The organism is Shewanella hafniensis, from assembly GCF_019655335.1.
Classification (GTDB): Bacteria; Pseudomonadota; Gammaproteobacteria; order Enterobacterales; family Shewanellaceae; genus Shewanella; species Shewanella hafniensis.
The window spans coordinates 1-22,455 of the sequence record NZ_BPFD01000075.1 but is presented as its reverse complement, the minus strand read 5'-3'; the positions used below and the strand labels follow the sequence as shown (position 1 = coordinate 22,455).

Sequence of the window (22,455 nt, the reverse complement as noted above, 5' to 3'; positions counted from 1 at the left end):
CAAGACAGCTTCATCTTTAAATGCCTGGGGATAACTCTTATGTGATTTCTTCAGACTCATATAGACCTCTTAATTTATTGACCATACTGTCTCAAAATTAAGTGTCCGATGGGATTAGACCAGAACATGGTTGTGCTTCGCTTCGGTCAACTGTTAATAATTCATGGTAAGACTATTTACTTTAGCAAGATAAAGCGTGTCACTTTTTAACAGTTGGCCTTTAAAGCCAATAAGAATGGTGAACTTATTATCTGAATCCTGATAATAAGTTGATTTATACCACCCGTTCATCAAATATCATATTCAATTTTTTCAATGCACTTTTGTAGTACGATCACCTGAACATCTTTTCCATAGCGGCTATAGGTGATGTTTGGATTACTATGGCCTACCATCTGCGCAACAATATGCTCACTCACATCTAATTGCTTCATTTCATCAATAAACGTGTGTCTAAATCCATAAGCCGTAGGACGGTGATTCGGTTTCATCCCGATTTGGCTTTGTAATCTAGCTAGTTGCCTACAGTACGTTCTCGACCAATCCTCTATGGTACCGATAGGCTTGTACTTAAACAGTTGGCTCTGCTTACTGCGTTGCGCGACAAACTCAATAAAGCCCTGCGCTAACAATATTGGATGAAGGGGCGCAATACGTTTAGCATTGAGATTTTTCAAGCGTTGATTATCACCACTATCATCAATGCTAATGCAGTAAATGCCATCAATAAGTTTAATGTCTGTCGGTTTAAGCTGACACGCTTCTGATGGCCTAAGGCCACCATAGAGCATTAAGCGGGTAACCCATTTAAAATCCGCTGATGAATCATTGAACTGTGTGTTACGAATCAAACGTTTCAACTCGACATGTGTCCAGCGGTCACGTGCTTGGTTAGCTTTTACTTTTGGCTTCTGCCCTACAGTCACATTTTCAAAAGGATTTTGGCTACAGTAATTCATCAACCGACACCATTTAAAAAACTGTAACACTGCTGCTAGGTATTCTTTGTTGCTTTTATAACTTCTGCCTTGGCCAAGTAACTCATCACGATACTTCATAGCATCCGCTGTGGTGATATCACTCACGCAAAGGGCCTGTTTGTTTTTTGACGACACAGTTTTAATAAAGTGCCGCGTTCGCAGTTCCAGTTGCTTAATAGATAACAACCTAATTCCTGATTTCTGTTTCGACACTAAAAAGCCAGCTAACGCATCGGGCAAAGCCGCAACAGGCAAGGCTTTGGTCACCGTTGTCACATCAAGATGTTCCGACAGCTTAGTTTCCCGTATTGGGATGCTGTGTCGCTTAGGCGTAGCAATAGTGGTTACATTGTTTTTATCAAACTGAACACGAAGGCTGTTAATCACTTCATCAACGTAGCGAATAAAATCATTAATACGGGTTTGGTGGTCAATGGAATGGATGATTTGTTTCAGCGTGCCTGCAACCTCGATATTGCGAATAATCGCTTCGGCCCTGTCACGGGTTAGCAAAGACACTTTTATGTCAAATGGAAAGCCTTTATCGCGTAACGATTTGGCCAAACAGATACGTGTGAAATACACGTGATTGGGAGCTCTATAAAGGTACATTGTCTGAGTCAATCCTCTTTAAAGGCAGCTCAAACGCCAGAAATAGAAAAAGCCGTTGATTATCAACGGCTTCCTCTGTATTTTATTTGGCGGTGAGAGAGGGAGTCGAACCCTCGAGTCACATCATTTCCTAACAAACCCTATAAAATCATAGTGTTGTGCACCTTGATTTTCCCAGATTGTACCAGCTTTTTGTACCAATTTAAACACATAAGGAGTACGACTGGCAAGTCGACTACTGATAAAACATCTAAATTATAGTATGAAGTAACACAGAATTATGTACAGTGTCCAGAGAACAAAAACTCGCTATTACCAATAACTTTGATAAGCTTCTTATCCGATTTTTCATCGAAAACCCAAACGGAAAACTGTTTATCAACTTTCTGGCATATATTCTCAAGGTAAACTCTTAAATCATCAGGAAGTTGATTAACAACAAACCACCTTTCTACTAAATCAAAAGAGTCAATCCCATGGTTAAAGCTATAGTCTAGAAGTTGACCATATGCATATCTTGCTTTGGAGCGAGAACCTGCTGTGTCGTTGGGATATAAATATTTAAGCTCTAATATTACACGGGTATCACCCGATTCTTTAATCAAAATGTCAGGTCTTATAAGTCTTTCCTCAAGTGAGGTTTCGGAAACTATTTGACAGTTAGAAAGATTCTGTCTCAAAAATTTGACCAATGGCTTTTGTAGCTGAGACTTTTCATTGAGCCATTTTATATGTTCTTGACTTCCTGTCGAATACACTGCATCAGGATTCTGCTCTTTATCATTAAGTGTTTCAGAGCTTGAGAGAACTGTACTTGTTAAAGCAATGTCATTAGTACCATTACCTGCAACTAGCTTAATAAACTTCGTCTCATTTATTTGACTTAGTAGAAATTGCTTCCAAATACTTATTTGTGAGTCTGTGATGCTCGCGAGGTGTACAAGTTTATCAACAGAAAAAATGCCATCTTTTTCCGTTAGTTCCCTCATAGTTTTTGCTTTACGCTTATCTGTTCCATATTTTACAGTCGCATCTTTATCTTTCCGACGAGGATTAATAGAGAGCATAACTTTAGGCTTCCCAGAAGGTGTCTTAGGTTTTCGACCAAGTCGAATCATTAGATTTTCTCTGATCCATTCTCCCTTAACTTTAGGAGTAACAACGACATCAACATCAGGAAAAACAGAACGTAATGTAACGACTAACTTTTCAAAAACGACAGCCTCCTCTTTTGTTAATAGCTCCTCAGCAACCCACCAATCCAAGCTTTTTCCTTGCTTATATTCAAACATAGCTTATCGTATCCCTTTAAATCTAATGGCCTATATCGATAATAGATACCATTAAGCTTAACCATATAATTAGATCAACTGCACATTTGTTAACAACAACTACTGTTCATTAATGATTCGTAATACGTTTTCAACCATATAAATAATAAGTGAATTTGTACAAAGACTTTACCATGCACTAAGGGTATTTCCCAGTTAGTACATAGACAGCAGACCTATAAGTTGGATCTGCTGAAACCTCTTTATGAACAAGATCTCTATCTCTGCTGTCACATACTGCTTTACTAATTAAATGCTCAGCTAGTACCTCACTGCTACTATGAAGAGAAGCAAATATTCCCTTAATTTGCGGTAAGGTTTTTCCTGCATATTGCAGTTGACGGATTGCTTCGCCCCCCCAATAACCACCCTGATATTTCAAAATACTCTCAATGAACTCCCAATCTTCCTGCAACTCAGTGGGTGCCTTACCCTTGCAAAATGTAGCAACCTGTTCCCACATATAAATCTGTTGATATCGCTTCACGACATCATCAATTGAAGCCGAGACTTGTATTGATAATGTTGTCCCTATAAGGGCAATGAGCAAAGCTAAGATACTTGATTTACGCATATTTCCTCCCAAAAAAAGCCATCAATTTGCTTGATGGCCTTAGGTATTATTTATCGAAATCTACTTGAGTAGACTGTGATGACTCTTGTGAAGGATTCCGGTGGCTTTCTAGTTTTTTCTGTTGCTTCATCGTATGGATACATCCCCAAACACCAGCAATAGTGGCAATGAATATCCCCCAACCTGAAAATAAACCAAAGAACCGCTCAATTAGTTCAGAGCCACTTGTCTTATTTAGATGCAAAACAGCCATGAAACTGATAACGCCATAGGTTCCTATAACAGCATAACTCGCAAGAATAGTTTGTAGCTTAAGCTTCTTGCTCCGATATTCGGCTTGTTGTGGGCTTAGATTTTGCGGTGTTTCTTCAAGCCATTTACGTTTGACAGAGATATTCCACATACCGATTGGAGCAAAGAGTGCCATAGACATAATAATGGCTCCCAAAATAGTCGACCAACCGAATAAGATAGTGGTTGCTATAGGATTCAACGCCATCATTCGCCCACTTTCGCCTACGTACAGATACCATGCTAACAACACTAAAGTGCTGATAGCCGACATTCCTGCAAATACCGCATAGTAAGTCTTTAGCTGTTTCTTTGTTTTCTCGCTCATAACTAATCCTTAGATGTTAATTGTTTTGCTATCCGTTGAACGCTGGACAAGCTGATATTCAGCCTCTTAGCCACTTCTGGCTTAGGTAAACCTTCCGCAAGCAATGGGGCTGCTTCTTTCGCCTTAGTGATTGCAGTGGGTTTACGTCCTTTATATTTTCCCCGCTGTTTTGCGAGTGCTATCCCTTCCGCTTGTCGCTCTAACATTAGCTCTCGCTCAAATGTTGCGATGGCACCTACCATAGTCAGCATGAGCTTGCCTGTTGGGGTAGCTGTATCTATGCCGAGATTCTGGATTTGCAGTGAAACCTGTTTCTTGGCCAAGAACTCAGCTATCTCCAACAAGTGGCGAGTGTTACGAGCAAGTCTGTCGAGCTTTGTGACAATCACAATGTCACCCTCTCTGACAAACTCGAGCATGAGTTGCAGTTGTGGACGGTCATCCTTTGCACCACTTACCTTTTCTTGGAACACTTTGTCGCAGCTCATCAATGCCTTTAGCTGGGCATCGAGGCTTTGTCCCGTGGTCGAGACTCGGGCATATCCGATTTCTGCCATGTATGACTCCTGTTCAATAGAGCAAGGTACACTGACCAAGCCCTTCAAAAGGTCCAAAACAACCCATGTGACACGGTTATTGATGTGTTTCTCAACGTGTCACATGGCCTTGGTTTATTGATTATGAAAACAATGTGTTACTCAGATTCTTGATCTTCATCAACTTCATTGTTTGCCCAAGCCTGTTCGTCTGAAAGGTAACGCTCAGCGAAGGCTTGGATGAGGATCGGCACTATGGTCAACAGTGCAGCTTTAGCGACCTTTTTAAGTAACTCGTTAATGATAAATCTCCTTCTTGGTTAACATTCAGGCAGCCGAATGCCCACCACATGAACCCATGTAGTGAAACGCGACGGCCTTAATGATGTTTGCGGTTTAGTCCCAGTTGATGGTTATCTGGTAGAGATCATCTACTAGATAGCTTCTGAAGTTGGCCTCCCAAAGCCGGTATAGGCCACTGAAGTGACTTAATGGATGATGACCAACATAAGCCTGATACCCAGAAGCCTCTGCAAAGTTGAAGTCAATATCCTTCTCCAACTCAGGGTAATAGCGTCCTTGATAGGCAAAGTCTGTGATATAGCAGAATTGCCACATGCTGGTGGTTGATGAGTATTCCAAACGAATTTCTACCGGATGAAAACCGCCAGACTCAGCACAATAGCTAGGATCACGGAAGTTAATCGTTACGGCTTTGCTATTGGGTGGCATGTTAGCGTCCACCAGCAATCGCTTGAGGATCTGAGTCAAACTGAGTGTGATAGGCAGTAGTTTCCTTCCTGACAGAAGGTCAATCTGAATGGGAAGTTCAGTTGCTGCTGGTGTATTCATAACCACCCCCGCTCAGCAAACGACACGACGTCTTGATGACCAACAACAAAATGGTCTAACGCAGAGACATCAATAGTTGCCAAGGCTGTCTTTAAACGCTCTGTAATGCGTTTATCGGCCTCTGAAGGCTCAGGCATGCCAGAGGGATGGTTGTGGGCGAATATCACGGCAGCGGCGTTTCTATGCAGGACCAATTTTACCACCTCACGTGGATATACTGAGGCCGAATCTATTGTGCCGAAGAAAAGTTCTTCACAGCTAATCAAACGGTGCTGACTATCCAATAGTAATACCGCGAATACCTCTCGCTCATAGGCGGCCATCTTTAATCGAAGATAGTCTTTTACCTGCTGTGGGGAGGTGAATGCCTGCTGATTAGCTTGCAAAGTATAGCGACTCTCCAAGATAGCAATAGCTTCCCTGATAACTGAGTCTGAAGAATCAAGTTGATTATGGTGGTGTAATGTTGGAATAGGCATACAAGTTTCCTGTGTAGTTGATTTACATCAGGTTTCTTATGCCGCAAGTCACATTAAAAAATGACGGTATAAGTCAGTTGAAACGGTTACTCACCGATTAAAATAGAAATATGGGGGTGACAAATTCTGCCCCATTGATACTTCAATTGGAGAAAAACCATGTACAACGAATTAACCTTAACTTATCCACCGTTGCTTGTTGAAGGCCGATTTACGCCAGCAATAAGGGAACAGCAGTTCAAAGAAGCAGTGAAAAAACACCTTCCCTTCTTCTCAGTAGAAATCATTCCTGACCAACGAGGTACTAGACAGAAGATGATGCATCTTCAGGGAGAAATGGCGAATGCGGAAGGGATACTCCAAAATCCAGAAGCTATCAAGGCGTTTCTCATAGAAAAAGGGTTTATTCCTGAGTCTATCTCAATCACTAAGGATGGTAATCTGTACGCGACTCACCCTAGAGAACACCTGCCATATATGCATTGGATAGTCAGGCTGCTAGTCCATTTTCAGGCTTTTGGGGAATGGCTTGCGGTAAAGTACTGGCACGGTGATTACCCTGACAAATAAGCAGATTGAGTACTTCGCTGGGCAAACAAAAAGGTAGCCGCATAGGCTACCTTTGCACAACTCATTGAATACCATTACCGCATTACAGCGACTCGTTCCACACTTTTCGTTGTTCGGTGGAAGTTACTCAACAACCGTGTACATGGTAACGAGTCCCTTTACTGGATCATGTGTTGGGATTTTCTTGAAACCGTGTCGTTCATAATGCTGAATTAATCGGACAACATCTTCACATTCAAGGATGATCACCCGCCCCCCCACTAATGCCCTAGCCTCATCAATTACGGAATAAACTTCATTCAGGATGGTCTCTAGGTCGACAGGATTGTCATCGATTGCTAAGTTTTTCCCAATCTGTCCAATCAAATATGCCTTAACCCGTTCGGCCCGCTTATCGAAGCCATCAAGTTTTTTTATGGCAGTAAGCGAAAGCCCTCTGTCGATCAGTTCTATTTCTTTGAATGATAAAGAAAAATAAGCAATAATCTGCCCAATATCATCAAGCATCAGGTAGGTTCTGGCAGTATCCCTAACCTCGAATTCAACGGCTTTACTATGCAGGAAAAGTTCAACGTCTTGATTTTTGGGGCAGGTAAATGAACGAAGGAGCTGTGAGATATCTTCTCTAGACAGCTCTTCGTCATTCAATAAGTCACTGATTTTGACAAGCGTCGTTTTAATAGCTTTATTCCTTTCTCGGCATCTTTGCGATGATCACGTTGAGCAACAGCCACTTTCCTTGGTGCTCGTATATCATGCTTGATGTTGGAAATTGCTACGCTATCTTCAACAATAAAGGCTCGGTCAAATGATGCTGTAGACATTTGGCACCTCCTTAGATTAATGATGGCACATCATATAGCAACGACTGATTAATGACCAGACCGTCACTATAATAGTTTTAGCATATAGCACAAAACCAACACCCACAATCACTAACTTCTCAATTCTCGCCCTAGCCCTTTAAGCAAGATATCCAGCAGAATATTTTGGATAGCTTTGGCCGCTTCGGGGCGAGCAAGATAATCCATAGACATCCCATGCTGAATGTCCATTCGTTCAATCACAGCTTGATCTGCCGCTTTAGGGAAGTCACCCTGCATAATGGATTTACGGTCATTGTTGTGGATCTGGTCCATCACGACCTTATCTTCAGCAATTTTACTCGCCATACCATGGAGCCAATCTAACTTGTCGCCATCGGTAATGCCTTCGCCAAACAGATCATTCATCTTGGCAAGGATTTCAGAGAGAAAGTCCTTTTTGTCCTTTTTAGGCGTAGCACTACCCAGCCCAGTAATCCCATCAAGTCCTTCACCTCTGCCTTCCCTAAGCTCTAGGTCTTGAGTCCGTTTCTCTTTCAGTTGGTAATGGCTAAGGACCAATCCATCAAGGTCAATCTCATCATCTTCCAACGCTTCTTCTCGCAGCAATGGCAGTAAATGTTTGGCAAAGGTACTGAGCTGCTCTAAGTCGATAGCATCAAACTGAGTTATCTGCGAGGCAAACTCATAGAAGCGGATATAGCTGTTAAGGTCCTTCTTGAACATCACCAACTGATTTCTAGCTTCTTCTGCTTCAGCAACCCGTTTCTCAGCATTCGCTTTATCAACGTCTGTCCCAGCCTGCTTTATCTGCTTGAGTTGCTGCTTAGCGGTTCTTAAGGCATCGGTGGCCAACATATAGCGTTTACGGAAACGGTCTCTCGCCGGAGCAAGATAATGCAGCATATAATCGGTGCCGCGTTTGGGGTCGAAGTAACAGCCAGCAAAAGCTTCGACTTCACTCCACAGGAATATGCCTTCATTCACCAACTTGTGCTTGAGGTCATACACCAAGTTAGGATCAGACACAGTCTCAAGCTCTGCCGTTTCGTAATACTTTTGGAACTCTTCCAACACTTCTTGCGGCTCGTTCACAAAGTCGAGTACGAAGGTACGGTCCTTGCCCGGATAAGTCCGGTTAAGCCGCGAGAGTGTCTGAATACAATCCACACCGGTTAACTTTTTGTCCACGTACATGGCACAGAGTTTTGGCTGATCGAAACCTGTTTGGAACTTATTCGCTACAAGCATCAGTTGGTAGCCATCGGTATCGAATGCTTTACGCATATCTTGACCATTAAGATCTGGATTCATGCTCCGTTCGGTATGTCCAAGAGCAGTCTCAGGGTCAATCACTTCACCCGAAAAGGCCACCATCGCCTTTATCTGGTGATAGCCTTGTTCCTTAACGTATTTATCAAATGCGAGCTTATACTTGACGGCTTCAAGGCGACTGCTCGTTACCACCATCGCTTTGGCTTGATGATTCAGTAAATGAGCCACATTTGCCTTAAAGTGCTCAACTATCACTTGCACCTTTTGGCCAATATTATGTGGGTGCAGCCTCATCCAACGGTTAAGGGTTTTCTTGGCTTTTTTGCTATCGACTTCCTGTTCGGCGTTACCACCTGCCATCGCCATCCGATAAGCCAAGCTGTAACTGGTGTAGTTACGCAGCACATCGAGGATATAGTTCTCCTCTATCGCCTGCCGCATACTGTACACATCAAAGGGCTTGGGTTTGTTGTCGTCACTCAGTGGCATCAATGGGTTTTCTGGCCGCCCAAATAACTCTAACGTCTTACCCTTTGGAGTCGCAGTAAAAGCAAAGTAGCTGATGTTTTTGCTGCCCCCACGGGCGGCTAGCGTCATATTCATCACATCTTCAGCACTGAGTTCTTCATTCTCCTCAAGCTGCTCGGCCATCAACACTTCACGCAGTTGTCTTGCCGTGCTGCCGCTTTGGCTTGAATGGGCCTCATCGGCAATCACCGCAAAGGTACAATCCTTTAAGCTGGTGGCTTCCTGAATCGCCTTTAGCACATAGGGGAAAGTCTGAATCGTCACCACAATAATCGGTGTACCACTTGTCAGCGAAGCGGCTAACTGTGCCGATTTACTGCCATCACCTTCATCGCGGTTAATCCGGCTAATTACCCCTTCAGCATGCTCAAATTGCGAGATGGTTTCTTGTAGCTGGCTATCGAGTACAGTTCTGTCAGTAATCACAATCACCGACTTAAAGATTTTATTGCCACCATGGTCGTATAACGAGGCGAGCTGGTGGGTTAGCCAAGCAATCGAGTTAGACTTACCCGAACCTGCCGAATGCTGAATAAGGTACTTTTGGCCAGTCCCTTCTTGCTCAACCTGTGACAATAGCTTTTGTACTACATGCCATTGGTGATAGCGGGGAAATATCATGGTTTCTTTTTTAGTGACTCGGCCTAGGGCATCCTCTTCCCGCTTCACTTCAAGGTGAATATAACGCCCTAAAATCCGCAACCAGTTATCCGGTGAAAAAATTTCACCCCATAGATATTCAGTGGCAAACCCTTGGCCATTTTCGGGCTGTTCGTTGCCTGCTCCCCCCGCTTTGGTTCCCTTATTAAAGGGCAAAAAATAAGTATTTTCGCCAGCCAGCTTGGTCGTCATTGCAACTTCAAACTGATTCACAGCAAAATGCACTAATGCCCCACGGCGAAACTTCAGTAGCGGCTCATCCTTGTTACCGGTTTTGACTTGGCGATCTTTACGGTACTGCTGCTTGGCATTCTCAAGGCTTTGCTTAAAGCACGACTTGAGCTCTAAGGTCGCAACGGGTAAGCCATTAACAAATAAGGTGAGGTCTAAGCGGCCATCATAACCATTGGGGCTATACACCAGCTCAGGCACCACCCGTAAACGAATAGCCTGATAACGGCTCAGTAACTCAGGGTTCAGCCCATGATCAGGCTTGAAGGTGGCTAAACGTAATCTTGCACCACGGTCTTCAAGGTGATTGCGTAGCAGCCAAAGCGTACCTTTATCGGCATGGTCTAAATGCCTAACCACCGCATTGAGTAGGTGTTTTTCGGTTTCTTGCGGGTAAATCTTGGCGTATTTATCCCATGCTTCCGGTTGGCTTTGCTGCACATAAGCGAATACGTCTTCAGGGTATAACGCTCGCTCACGGTCGTAATGGGCAGAATCCCCCAGTAACCATCCCTGCTTTAGCAATGCTTGAATGATATAGTCCTGAAAGGCTTTTTCACGGGCTTTCGCATCCATACTCATCAGTCTTCCTCAAAATCTCTTTTTCATAACGACTTGGTTTTTCAAGCCAGATAGTAATAAGGGGGCATGTAATCTCTAGCTGACTTCATCTGCTACATTGCTAAACCCTTCAAATCCATGATCTGTGAGCAATTGCTTAAAGGTTATCATCTGTTCTACCACGCAGGCTTTGTCCCTGAGCTGACTAAAATCAAACCTCTGACGATAGACTTGCCAGTCGTCATTACGGTGAAGCCCTAAAGTTAAGTTTGGGACAGACTTAATTCGGTTCTTAGTTACTGACCAATCATTGCCCCAATCATCCCCTTCTGTACGTTGAACCTGATATACAGTGATCTCTAGATAAGTATCACTCCGGGTGACTTCAGGCATAGACATAGGTGATGGGTCATACCCTTTACCGTGGACGATAAATACATCGTCAGTGATCAGACGGATTTCGACCATCTGTGCCACAGATTGCTTACTGCTCCAATTACCATCCTTTGTATGGCTAAACACTACATCTGCCATGGGTAACGCATCCCAGCTCCAGCGTTGAGGGTGTACGAGATCGTTAGCAGATGTGCCCGGCATACTGAACTGCATCGTGCCCCAGTAGCAATGTTCAACGCCAAGTTCGGTTCGCATCAATAGAATGATATCTTTCACCCGCTGATAGAATGCCACCAGCACCCGCTGGGCCTGACGCACCTCCGCCAGAGCCTTATCTATTGCTATTTTTTCCATCTGCCGAATTCCTTGATTGCCCCACCGCTACTTACCTTGAATCCCTGCTCAACACTGTTTGCCAGCCAATCAATCAAATCCTTCATGTCCCGATAAGGCGTTACGCCATTGGCTGTCATGGCATCGCACACATCCCTTATCAGGATGGCTTCACCGGCATGTGCAACATCGGTAAACGCGACGATAACTTGATAAAACTGCTGCCAACTCATCCCTTGCGCAGGAATTGACTGAAGTGAGGGAGGTAACTTCTGCTTAAGACGAATAACTTCCTGCTCAGGACGTTGCCCTAAGCCACCTATAGCAAACAGGGCTAGTTGCTTATCTGGATAACGCTCCTTGGCGGCATCCAGCTCACCACGCCATTGTGTTGATGATTGCCAGTTATCTTCATTAACCCGCTTGGCCTCAACCACCAGTGTTAGACTATCAAAATGAAGCACGACATCCGGCTCTATTCCCCAATAGGGCCACAGTTCTATACTTTGAAGTTCATTACACAGGTGCCCAATTTCAGGGAACAAACGGCTTAAGACTCTTTGTAACGAACTTGGACTCAAATAAGCCAAACGACTCCAGACCACTGCCGTCACCAAATCTTCAGAGCGGCGATACAGCGACCGCCAACTCACATTTTGGCCATTTATCTCAACTCGCCGAGCCTTTCCCTTGCTGATAGCGACAAACATGCTTATCCCTCCTTGGGCGGTGTCCAGTCACGGAGGTCGATCTTGCCAGTCACTGCGGCGGAGATCAGAGCAGTGCGGCGTTCTTGAAGAAGGTCAACTTGTTTAGATGCATAGAGCATCAAATTATCAAACTTTGTGTTACTGGCTTTGAGCCGCTCAACAATATCAATCTGTTCAGGAACCGAAGGTAATGGGATTGGATACGCTTTTATATCAGAGCAGGTAATCGCTGCCTTCGTGCTCCCCCAACCTTCGGATTCGAATCTAATTCTCCCATATTGGCTTTGTAACCACATACACAGAAAATCAGGAACAATACATTCAGACATAGGCATCATATATGCCACGTGTTGATTTATCGTTGTATCGATTCGAGTAATAGCTGTTGTTCCGCGAGTCTTGCCCTCACCTGTGATTGCCATAATCACGCTATTTGATTTCACCCAAGGTAAACTACATTCGGCAAAAGCAGTTTCAGTAACGAATTGTTCGGCAAAGTAAACCTCACCGTCATTCACTTTTGAACTGTTTAGCCATGGGATGTGCCCTTCATTCCAATATTCGGTATTGTTTCGATTGGGGGTCATCCCATTCCCAACGTCACACAACCATCCAACTCTTGAGCATTCCCAATGATCTGGCACTTGGCCGAGCCACTCGACGCCAGAGTCTTTCATGGGGGCGTTGGGGTTGAGGCCTTTAGTGACGGCGTGGGAGATCACAGCTTGGCGTTTCTCTTTAAGCAGTTCTATCAACCGCTGTTGCTTTGCTATCAACTGGTCAATTCTGACGGTTTCGTAGTCGAGAAAGGCGGCAATTTTATCAGCCTCATCAACAGGTAGTACTGGTAGTCTGACTTGAAGAAAATTCGAGTAACGTAGAGCTTGACCATCACGTACAAGGTTTGTCGTAGATTGAAGAGCTTGTATGTATTGCTTACTTTTAAATAAATACTTGTAGTAACCTAAACTGATGTTTTCTTGAGGTTCTAGTGGGACATAAGCAGAACTGATCGCTCCCGAATATCCACAATACTCAATCCCTCCTTGGAAGCTTCTCATACTAATGACAAAGTCGTTATTTTTAACTTGTTTTAAAATGTCATGGCCAGTTTGAACTTGAACAACTTTCTGCTGTTCTAGCTCCATAAATAGCTTTTGTGGAATCACACCATACTTTTGAGAAGCGGTTAACATTTCATTCGATATTTCAGCTTTGACATTTCTCTCTTTGAATAACCATTTACTATATGAGGTATTCCAGTGTTGAGGAATAAGGCCAAGCCACCGCTGCCCAGACTCTTTGAGTAAATCATATTTTTGATAGCGAGCCATCAAGAATGCACCTCCGCCAATAGCTGCATAATATCCTTCGCTACGGCATCCAGATCGGCATCGATTTCCCCTAATGAGCGTGGTGGCTGGTACTGGTAGAAATGGCGGTTAAAGGGGATCTCATAGCCTACCAGCCCGACTTTGCCGTCGAGTGGGTCCGTTTTGCTGGTATCAATCCACGCATCGGGCACATGGGGCAATACTTCCCGCCTAAAGTAAACGTCTATATCCTCATTTAACGGTACGTTTTCGTTATCCCTTAGCTCTGTCGCGGGTTCAGGCTCACCCTTGGTCTGACAAATTTCGGCGGTATCATCCTGCTCGCCTAGCTGACTCAGCAACAGTTTAATCACAGGGGCAGGCAGCTTGCTGGTGGACGCTGCGGCAAAGGCTTTGGTGAAAGCCTTTTTGAAGCCATCGCGGGATAAGTATTTATCCTGTGGCATAGCCGCTAAAGCGGACAAAATACCTTGCTGTAGCTCATCAGCCAATTTTGCCCACGCATTTTGCTGCTGAAGGCTATTGAGCCGCTCTGCATCATGGGGATAAAGGGCTAACTTTAATGGCCGCTCAACGGTGATACGGCGATAGCCAAAGTCAGTAGTGTTGAAAATCTTGGCGATGGGACTTTGCTCATAACGGCTGTAGAGATCCACAATAGTACTAATAGCATCATCGTCGAGGAACTTACGCTTACTGCCAAGGGATTTACGCATGCTGGAATGCATATCGCTGGCGTTGATCAGCAATACCTTGCCTTTGCGTTCTGCTGGCTTATGGTTTGAGAGCACCCAAATATAGGTCGCAATGCCGGTGTTATAGAACATATCGGTCGGCAGTGCGATAAGGGCATCGAGTAAATCTCGCTCCAGAATATAACGGCGGATCTCACTCTCACCACTGCCCGCCCCTCCGGTAAATAACGGTGAGCCGTTGAGGATAATACCAATGCGGCTGCCTTCGGATTTATCGCTTACGGGCTTCATCTTGCTGATAAGGTGCATCAAGAACAGTAAGGAACCATCAGACACGCGAGGCAAGCCTGCCCCAAAACGGCCATTAAAGCCCTTTAGCTTATGCTCATCGTTAATGCGTTTTTCAACCTTCTTCCAATCCACCCCAAACGGTGGGTTAGACAAACAGTAATCGAAACGCTCAAACTCGAGTTGGTCATCCGACAGGGTATTACCCAGCTTAATGTTGCTGATGTCCTGCCCTTTGATCAGCATATCGGCTTTACAGATAGCGTATGACTCAGGATTTAACTCTTGGCCATAGGTGGCTAAACGGGCATTCTCATTGATTTCTTTGAGGTATTCCATCCCCGAAGATAAGAAGCCACCCGTCCCCGCGGTGGGATCATAGATTGAACGCACAACGCCGGGCTTAGTCAGGGCCGCATCGTCACCGCTAAACACTAAGGAAGTGGTCAAACGCACGATATCCCGTGGAGTAAAGTGTTCCCCTGCGGTCTCGTTAGAACTCTCGGCAAAGCGGCGGATAAGCTCTTCAAACACTAAGCCCATATGGTAGTTGTCTACAGTGTCGGGCGACAGGTCAACCTCGCGGAACTTCTGCACCACTTGATAGAGGATGTTGGCATCATCAAGGCCGTAGATAGTGTTGACAAAATTGAAGTGTTCGAAGATTTCCCTTGCATCTTTTGAGAAGGCTCGCACATAGGCGTCAAGGTTATCCCCCGTATTGTTCTCACCGAGGCGATTGAGGTTAAGCGGTGATGCGTTATAGAAGTTTTGCCCCGCAGCATTCAGCAGCAGTTTCTCACGGGCATTTTCGGGTAAGGCTTTAGTGGCCTCAGCTTGAGCCAGTACATTGTCTTTGGTGGCTTCTAATACGCATTCGAGGCGACGTAACACAGTAAACGGCAGAATGATGCGACCATATTGAGACTGTTTGAAATCGCCGCGAAGAAGGTCGGCAACTGACCAGATAAAACTGGCAAGCGAACTGATACTGATATGTTCCATGATGGCCCTGTTGGCTGCTTTGTTTATTCCGTGAGCAGCTCTATAAAAACAATAACAAAAAGTGCCGAGAGTCTACCAATCATCCTCTTGAGTGAACAGTTGTTATTTCACAGTTTGCGGTTAATTATCCGCTCAACCACTGCTATTTTCTCCCTGCCGATTCCGCTGCTGATTTCTGCCAACTCACTCTCCATCAAATGCAAGTAATATTGCCCTATTTGACAGTTTTATTGTTTTTACTTGCTGATTTTTAATTGATTTTCTAAAAATAGCTATAGAAAAAGTTAATAGAAATACTTTAGTCAGTCTGCTGAATTTTCGGCTGAGGTTGGTGTAAAGCGGTTTAGGCTTATTGGGAGTGAGAGTGAAGACGAGTGAATAAGTGATTATCGACCTGATCGATGTGGGAACCTTTCATGCTGAACACACCACCAGCAGACGAAGACTCACATCAAGCGATGTTCTAGCATCACCAATTCAACGCGATGTTCTAGCATCACCAATTCAACACTGTTGCCGTTGATGCCATCTTTTATCTTCTTTTTGATTGCCACCAAGCATTCCAAATAAAAACCATACAAATCAACATTATTACCTTTATTCATAACTATCATCAGATGTATGAAAAAATGTCATAAAAAACCTTTTAAGCAACATTTCGCCTCTTTAACTGATTTGGTTGAAATCTCATCAATCTAGTGCGTTCAGCTCTCGTCCAATCGATTAAAACAATATGTGAGAGGCATGACATGAATGACCTCACCGGAGAATGAGATGAAAAATCAAGGCGTAAACCAGATACACACTACAGCAATCAGCAAAACTGCTAATCCGTGCATGTTTAAGCTGCCTTTTGAGTTACTTCAAGACCAATTGGGCAGAACACTTTATGAGATAAGCAGAATGCCCGTCGTCAATGGCGTGCTACTTGGTGGCAGAGAAAGTCTAGCTTCTGCCTTGGTGAAGCGTTGTGGCTATTCGTTAAGAACAGCTAAACGTCATATCAGGCGACTGGTAAGTTCAGGATTACTGACATGCTCTCAAACGACAAATGCCTCAGGAATGCAGGCAGTAAACCTTTATTACCGTATGTTCGATTGATAGAGGAATTGAATGCCCCTGCTTAGGTGAAGGACTACTTAAGCAGGGGGAGCTAATTTCAGCTCGAAGGCCAAATAAAGACTAACTAATCACATATTTATTTTAGTCTCTCGGCCTCTTAACTTAAGAGGAAATGTCAAATGACAACCGTATTTTTTACCACTAGCAACAAATTTGACCACGAAACGCTGAATCGGATCGGCTTAGATGGCGTGAAAGCACACTTTGACTTACCAGATATTATCTGTGAGCTCACTGGTAATGAGATTAAGTCTACAACCAGTGACTATTGCCAGTTAGAGGACGATATCTGCCCTTTCTGTGGGCATGAAGGCTGTTTCAAGATTTATCATGCCGATCCAGATGACCAGAACTATCACTGTTACTCATGTGAGGAACACGGTGATATTTATAGTTTTCTTATCCACATGGATCTTGCTGACAATGCCTATCATGCCGCCAACAAACTACTTAATGGCGAAATTAAAGGAATAACCATCAACACTCAACCCAAACCAAAGAAAGTTAAACCTGAGAAACTTGAGCTGACGGAAGAGCAATACCAGCGCCGTCAAGAACTGCTAGAGGCGGCTTTCCAATATTACATTGAGCCTATGATTGCTGATGATAGCAAGCCTCTTGCAGCCCTGATGGAAAAGCGAAAAATTCGTAAAGATGTCTTAATTGATAACGACATTGGTTATTCCCATGGTCAGCTTTGGCGAGCATTAGCAACCCAAGGTTTCAGTCTTGAGGAAATGTGTGCATCCGGATTGGTTAAGGAAGGTCAATTCAATCCTACTGACTTTTTTCCTAGTGGTGTCTACATCTTTCCTCATTATGATGAAGATGGTGACTTCTGCCGCTTTACATTTAAAGATCCAAAGAAAGAAAAGCAGTATCAACTACCTAAGCAATATTGGTTAAATGATATTCAGTTTTATGGACAACATCTCCTTGATACCTTTAGTAAGGTTGCCATTGTCGAAGGCGAACACGATCTACTTGCGTTGCTTTCCCATAATTGGGAAGGAGCTGTACTGGCAACTAATGGACAACTCAGTCAGGATCAGTTGACATGGATCAAGCAGAACTTGCAAGAACGTAAAGTGATCACCTTCTTCGATAGTGATGCCGCGGGTAATAAATATCGCGAAAAATTAGCGGAATTAGGATTAAGCTCACTCATTCAAGTAAGTCTACCTGAAGGGCACGGTAAGGACATTGACGACTATCTAAGGCGTGAAGATGCCTTACCACTCGATGAGCTGGTTAATCAATATGGCGTAAGTAAGCAGCCTGTTGAAGTGTTCTGTAAACCTGTTGTAAACCAAGACAACGACCTGCCAAACCTGATGCTTGTCCCAGATGAAACTATCCCGACTATCTGGGCTGCTTTTAATGAAGACTCATTAAATGATGTGGGTAATGCTGACCGATTAAAAGCGATCACCAAAGACAACATGATGTATGTACCAGAACTGAACAACATGCTTAGCTTTAACGGTAAACATTGGGCTCCATCAAGCGGACAAGAGCTTGAATATACTCGCTGTGTTGGGGAACGTCTTATCAGTCAAGCTAAAAGCTTGCTAGAAGAAGCAATACAAACTAAGAACAAGGTTAAGTTAGCTGAAGCAGAGCAACTGCAAAAATTTGGCCGAATGACGCTTAATCGTAAAAAAATGATGGATATGCTAGAAATCTTCAAGTCAGGTAATCAGATATCTGCGAATAGCTTCGATGCTAATCCCATGTTACTGGGAGTAAACAATGGCGTATTGGATTTAGCTCACGGTAAGCTATTGCCTGCACAGAAAGAAATGTACATCAGCCGATATAGCTCGATTAACTACGACAGTGAGGCAACTTGCCCTCGTTGGCTTGAATTCATTGGTGAAATCACCTGTGGTGACAAAGAATTCGCAAGGTTTCTACAACGAATAGTCGGTTACATTCTGACGGGACTAACAGACGAACAGGTACTGTTCTTCCTCCACGGCCATGGTTGCAATGGTAAGAGCACCTTTATGAACGTCATACAGCGATTGATGGGGAGTTATTACCATCAGATCAGCAGTGATGTCCTACTGCAAACCAATAACAGCGGCAAAGGCCCTAACCCATCATTAGCCAAGCTGAATGGTAGCCGCTTAGTTGTTGCCAATGAATTGCCTGAAGGCTCTCGGATGGACGAAAACCTAGTGAAGTCGATGACGGGTGACGACATGCTTGTCGCTCGCCAGCTCTATGCCAAGGTAGAATTAGAATTCCGACCGATGTTCAAACTCATCATGGTCGGTAACCATAAGCCTGTGATTCGAGATACGAGTCCCGGCATGTGGCGACGGATGGTTATGCTTCCATTCAATGCAAGTTTCAGTCAGGAACAGATGGACCCACGGTTAATGGATAAATTGTACGCTGAACTGTCTGGTATCCTCAATTGGACATTAGAAGGCGTTCAGATGTGGCTTAAGGACGGCATTAAGGCCTCTATTCCCGATTCGATAAAATCAGGCATCGAAGAGTATCGGCATGAGTCAGACTTACTCGCGATGTTCTTAGAGGAATGCACCTGCGAAGGTGATTTTGTCTACACTGACGAACTATATGAGAACTTCAGGAAGTGGGCTGAACGCGATGGCGACTGGAAGATGACCCGTAACATCATGACTAAACGACTGGTGGAAAAAGGCTTTGAGAAAGGCCGGCACAACAGTAAAGCCATGATTAAGGGGATTAAATTGAAGTCATATTTTGATGATATCTCTGAGCCTATGGGGCTAGGGCCAGACCCTTCTAAAGGTTATATTGTTTAGGTACCCGAGCATGGCAAACGAAAAGAGAGGCTTAAAGCCTCTCTTTTGATATTAATGACACCAACATGTTTGCTTAATCTTTACACATAGATAAATCACATTAGAGCCACAAGATTTAATAAAGCCATAAAATGACTTACAAGCCGTTGAGGTACTGAGCGTAAAGAATGTCAGCAAAGTCAGTCTCAGTAATCTCTTGAAGCACTAAGTCACGGACAGCATTCGCTAGCAGTTCATTATCCTCTGTAATTTCATAGTCGTTGAGAGACAAGTACTCGAGTGCAACTGCTAAACCCGTTCGCTTATTTGCATCAGGACATGCGTGAGATACCGCTATGCAAGCAGTGTATTTTGCAGCAATCTCAAACACATCATCTAAGCCTTGGTAGACAATCGCATTATCGATACGGCTCAACGCTCCTTGAAGTTTAGGAATATCAACCGCACCTTTCATGCCGGGCTCTGTCGAAAGGATTAACGCATTAATTTCGACCACACGTTCAAAAGGAAAACAGATGATATCCATTACATATCAGCCAACTTTTGGAAAGTTTTGGGATGGGTTCTTAATGCTAATTTGGTTTCTGACTTAACGATTTGACGTCCAAAGTCACCTGATAAATCAAGTTGCTTAGTCGCCTTGATCTTCGGCCGTGTTACCACTTGAACCCCGTAAACTTCTAATTTTCGATTCATAATCTCATACCTATACGAGCTCCGACTTGCCAACAGTATAGCCTGATACAACAAGGAAAAATACAGTAACCAGCTAAGGCTCGTACACTCGAGTACTAAGCCTCAGTGATAACTGATAGTGCCTTGTTATTATTTAAAACACCACTTAGGAATATCTATAACGGGCATCTTTTCTATCGCTTGATGCAGTTCTGAGTAGATACCATAGTTACGCCCCGTATTTCCGGCATTTGAGTGCCCTGTTATCGCATTTTGGACATCCTCACGCATCACCTTTCTTGCTTCGGTGATAAAGCGATGGCGAAATGCATGTAGCGGCTTTAGAGCGTCAAAATGCTCGATATCAAGTGTCATAAAAGCTTCTTTCAGATAACGTGCGACCGCTAGGTGATACTTAGCCTTATTGTTGGCCTTAAGTATTGGGAATAATCGCCCCTCTGCTGGCAAGGTATTCAAGTAATCCAGTAACCCTAACTGAATAAGAGTCTGACAAATTGGCACCTTTCTCGACTCTCCCGTCTTAACGGATTGGTCGTCGCGAATCTCCTGAATATGGAAATACCATCGTTCGCTATTATCGCTATCCTGCTTGATATCTTTCACGTAAAGCTGAGCGATCTCTTCAGCCCTTGCTCCCGTGTAGGCCAAAATAACAGGCAGCCAGTAAGGAGCTTCACCGTACCTCGCCTTTTGGGCATTGGTACGTTGGCTAAAGAGTGGCAGAGAGAAAATCTTAGCCAGTTCAGCATTCGAGTAGCCCGGGTCTCTAATCGCTCTCACAGTTTCTTTGCCGGGCGACACCTGATGGCAAGGATTTTTCGGCAAGATATCCAACTTGACCGCCTGTTGGAAGTAGCCCGAAATGAGCTTGAGTTCCTTGTCAGCAGTATTGATACTCACTCGAGCCAATCCATGTTTATCCGCGATTTCGATTTGCTTCTTGAAGGGTAATGCTCGTATCTCTTGGCTTGGTTTACTCGGACAGCGAATGATCCAATTGAAGAAATTACGCATGTCTAACTTTTGGATTTCACCAATAGGCTTATCGGCAAAAAACTCTATCAGTCGCTCACAAGGGCGATTGCGGTCACCTTGCCATGAACGGAAGGCAACCTCTGAGATCACAATTTTCTTCTGGTTATTCACCCAGTCAATCAACTGCGAAACGCTAGAAGATATGGATAATTCACCTTCCTTTTGTTTACTTGGGGCTGCACTGCTGGTGGTCATGGCCGTAACTCTAAAACCTAAATCCTTAAGCTGCTGTAGCGCATCACCGCTCGGATCTGTAGGTTCGATATTCGTATAAGGTAGGGTCGGCTCAAAGTCTCGATTTAGCTCCCGCAGAATGAGTCCTTGTTTACGTCGAGTGAGTTCTTCATTATCGATTGCTGAGTTACAGAGCCTGATACAGGCCTTTGACAATTGGATGGCGAGATACAGTCTTGCGGAATGGTCATAGAGCAGGCATTGAGAAAGCTCAAGGGCTTCATCAACAAATGCACTCATATGCCGTACAAAGCGTTGTTCTTCTGTCTGTTGGCGGCTTGTTCCATTAGCTTTAAAGAGCACTTCTAGCGGCTCGCTGAACCACTCAGTCATCCCTTCAAGCCCTTCGGGAGTTTCGAGGAGATATCTTGCTTGAATATCTGCTTGGGTTAGCCGTCCATGCTCATAAGCCACCCAATAGCTGACAATAGCATCTAACTGAGCAGACGATATTTTCTGCCCATTTTCTCGATTGTCGAAACGTGACTGAGCGAGAGCAATAACAGACTCGAACTCCGCAATCACTCCAGCAGCCCTTGCTTTGGCGACATGGGCATCTTTAGTCTCTAGGCTTCGTTTAAGCTCGACTTTGCCATCAAGAAAAGAACGTAAATGCTTAGGAATACCCTTGCGGATTTTCCAGATTCCAGACTTTTTATCACTGTAAGGTTGAGTCATAAATGCCATCGTTTTGTACCACCCTTTTGTACCACCTTAAGGTGCCAAAGGTTGGTTAGCCATTGGATGTAGCAACTATAATTCAATAGGTTATTGTTAGAAAAGAAAAAACCCGACCATGTGATCGGGTTCTTAGAATGTGGCGGTGAGAGAGGGAGTCGAACCCTCTAAAGTACCGTATTAGCGCCATTTATGTGGCTTTCGGAGGGTCTGTGAGGGTCTATAAGAACCTGTTTGGATCCCAAAAAGTTCCCAAAGAGATCCCACTCGGGATCTTCTTAACACTCAGAAAAAAATTTTAAATTCACACAGATGTTTTGCACAAAACTGAACCATTGAATCCCCAAATACGACAATTTATCACACCATGTTTCTAGTTATTCAGGACATACTTTCCTGCAAAGCGAGAAACCACGATGATGCAATCGACTGCGTTTGAACAACAAGCCCACAATCTGCTGATGGTCTTCGAATTGATGACCTATGTAATTAAAAA

Annotated in this window: 21 protein-coding genes and 1 tRNA gene; 3 read left to right on the top strand and 19 right to left on the bottom strand. The window is 44.0% G+C overall.

Annotation, left to right across the window (positions count from 1 at the left end; genetic code table 11):
* Window positions 1-290 precede the first annotated feature (290 nt).
* From K5Q99_RS17750 to radC, 8 genes are all read right to left on the bottom strand, one after another.
* Window positions 291-1,592: a tyrosine-type recombinase/integrase gene (locus K5Q99_RS17750; RefSeq protein WP_220777615.1), complete on the bottom strand. Its 1,302-nt coding sequence runs from the start codon at window positions 1,590-1,592 to the stop codon at window positions 291-293.
* Window positions 1,593-1,679: 87 nt separating this feature from the next.
* Window positions 1,680-1,802: transfer RNA gene (locus tag K5Q99_RS17745), tRNA-OTHER, on the bottom strand.
* Between the two features lie 68 nt (window positions 1,803-1,870).
* Window positions 1,871-2,884: a hypothetical protein gene (locus K5Q99_RS17740; protein ID WP_220777614.1), complete on the bottom strand. Its 1,014-nt coding sequence runs from the start codon at window positions 2,882-2,884 to the stop codon at window positions 1,871-1,873.
* 178 nt (window positions 2,885-3,062) lie between these two features.
* Window positions 3,063-3,497 carry a hypothetical protein gene (locus tag K5Q99_RS17735; protein WP_220777613.1) on the bottom strand — a complete coding sequence of 145 codons (435 nt, stop codon included), beginning with the start codon at window positions 3,495-3,497 and terminating at the stop codon, window positions 3,063-3,065.
* Window positions 3,498-3,543: 46 nt separating this feature from the next.
* Complete coding sequence (locus K5Q99_RS17730; protein ID WP_220777612.1) at window positions 3,544-4,116, bottom strand: hypothetical protein; 573 nt, start codon at window positions 4,114-4,116, stop codon at window positions 3,544-3,546.
* Between the two features lie 2 nt (window positions 4,117-4,118).
* Window positions 4,119-4,673, bottom strand: coding sequence for a recombinase family protein (locus K5Q99_RS17725; RefSeq protein ID WP_007647788.1), 555 nt, complete (start codon window positions 4,671-4,673; stop codon window positions 4,119-4,121).
* 375 nt (window positions 4,674-5,048) lie between these two features.
* Complete coding sequence (locus K5Q99_RS17720) at window positions 5,049-5,504, bottom strand: DUF2787 family protein (protein WP_220777611.1); 456 nt, start codon at window positions 5,502-5,504, stop codon at window positions 5,049-5,051.
* Window positions 5,501-5,983, bottom strand: a complete 483-nt coding sequence (radC, locus tag K5Q99_RS17715; protein ID WP_220777610.1) for a RadC family protein — start codon at window positions 5,981-5,983, stop codon at window positions 5,501-5,503. The genes K5Q99_RS17720 and radC overlap by 4 nt, the downstream gene beginning before the upstream one ends.
* A 159-nt stretch (window positions 5,984-6,142) precedes the next feature.
* Here radC and K5Q99_RS17710 point away from each other — a divergent pair, with 159 nt between their 5' ends.
* Window positions 6,143-6,553, top strand: a complete 411-nt coding sequence (locus K5Q99_RS17710) for a hypothetical protein (protein ID WP_220777609.1) — start codon at window positions 6,143-6,145, stop codon at window positions 6,551-6,553.
* A 123-nt stretch (window positions 6,554-6,676) separates the two neighbouring features.
* Here K5Q99_RS17710 and K5Q99_RS17705 read toward each other — a convergent pair whose 3' ends face one another.
* From K5Q99_RS17705 to K5Q99_RS17670, 8 genes are all read right to left on the bottom strand, one after another.
* Window positions 6,677-7,201 carry an acetyltransferase gene (locus tag K5Q99_RS17705; protein ID WP_246604531.1) on the bottom strand — a complete coding sequence of 175 codons (525 nt, stop codon included), beginning with the start codon at window positions 7,199-7,201 and terminating at the stop codon, window positions 6,677-6,679.
* Entirely contained in the window at window positions 7,198-7,377 is a 180-nt protein-coding gene (locus K5Q99_RS17700) for a hypothetical protein (RefSeq protein WP_220777608.1), read from the bottom strand. Before K5Q99_RS17700 ends, K5Q99_RS17705 begins: the two co-directional genes overlap by 4 nt.
* Before the next feature lie 111 nt (window positions 7,378-7,488).
* Window positions 7,489-10,653 (bottom strand): type I restriction endonuclease subunit R, encoded by a 3,165-nt coding sequence (locus K5Q99_RS17695; RefSeq protein WP_246604529.1) that lies wholly within the window; start codon window positions 10,651-10,653, stop codon window positions 7,489-7,491.
* Window positions 10,654-10,728: 75 nt separating this feature from the next.
* Window positions 10,729-11,382, bottom strand: coding sequence for a PM0109 family protein (locus tag K5Q99_RS17690; protein WP_220777607.1), 654 nt, complete (start codon window positions 11,380-11,382; stop codon window positions 10,729-10,731).
* A complete protein-coding gene (locus K5Q99_RS17685; protein ID WP_220777606.1) occupies window positions 11,370-12,071 on the bottom strand; it encodes a hypothetical protein in 702 nt (233 codons plus the stop codon). Before K5Q99_RS17685 ends, K5Q99_RS17690 begins: the two co-directional genes overlap by 13 nt.
* Window positions 12,072-12,073: 2 nt before the next feature.
* On the bottom strand, window positions 12,074-13,405 hold the full coding sequence (locus K5Q99_RS17680) for a restriction endonuclease subunit S (RefSeq protein WP_220777605.1): 1,332 nt from the start codon (window positions 13,403-13,405) through the stop codon (window positions 12,074-12,076).
* Window positions 13,405-15,393 (bottom strand): type I restriction-modification system subunit M, encoded by a 1,989-nt coding sequence (locus tag K5Q99_RS17675; RefSeq protein ID WP_220777604.1) that lies wholly within the window; start codon window positions 15,391-15,393, stop codon window positions 13,405-13,407. Before K5Q99_RS17675 ends, K5Q99_RS17680 begins: the two co-directional genes overlap by 1 nt.
* 446 nt (window positions 15,394-15,839) lie before the next feature.
* Window positions 15,840-15,998 carry a hypothetical protein gene (locus K5Q99_RS17670; protein ID WP_220777603.1) on the bottom strand — a complete coding sequence of 53 codons (159 nt, stop codon included), beginning with the start codon at window positions 15,996-15,998 and terminating at the stop codon, window positions 15,840-15,842.
* A 169-nt stretch (window positions 15,999-16,167) separates the two neighbouring features.
* On the opposite strand from K5Q99_RS17670, the gene K5Q99_RS17665 reads away from it, so the two are divergent.
* Together K5Q99_RS17665 and K5Q99_RS17660 are read left to right on the top strand one after the other, a co-directional pair.
* Window positions 16,168-16,494, top strand: coding sequence for a helix-turn-helix domain-containing protein (locus tag K5Q99_RS17665; RefSeq protein WP_246604527.1), 327 nt, complete (start codon window positions 16,168-16,170; stop codon window positions 16,492-16,494).
* 140 nt (window positions 16,495-16,634) lie between these two features.
* Window positions 16,635-19,316 (top strand): phage/plasmid primase, P4 family, encoded by a 2,682-nt coding sequence (locus K5Q99_RS17660; protein ID WP_220777601.1) that lies wholly within the window; start codon window positions 16,635-16,637, stop codon window positions 19,314-19,316.
* Between the two features lie 136 nt (window positions 19,317-19,452).
* Here the strand turns inward: K5Q99_RS17660 and K5Q99_RS17655 are convergent, their stop codons facing one another.
* From K5Q99_RS17655 to K5Q99_RS17645, 3 genes are all read right to left on the bottom strand, one after another.
* Entirely contained in the window at window positions 19,453-19,842 is a 390-nt protein-coding gene (locus K5Q99_RS17655) for a type II toxin-antitoxin system death-on-curing family toxin (RefSeq protein ID WP_220777600.1), read from the bottom strand.
* Window positions 19,842-20,012 carry an acetyltransferase gene (locus K5Q99_RS17650; RefSeq protein ID WP_172591131.1) on the bottom strand — a complete coding sequence of 57 codons (171 nt, stop codon included), beginning with the start codon at window positions 20,010-20,012 and terminating at the stop codon, window positions 19,842-19,844. Before K5Q99_RS17650 ends, K5Q99_RS17655 begins: the two co-directional genes overlap by 1 nt.
* A gap of 129 nt (window positions 20,013-20,141) precedes the next feature.
* Entirely contained in the window at window positions 20,142-21,968 is a 1,827-nt protein-coding gene (locus K5Q99_RS17645; RefSeq protein WP_220777599.1) for a site-specific integrase, read from the bottom strand.
* Between the last annotated feature and the right edge of the window lie 487 nt (window positions 21,969-22,455).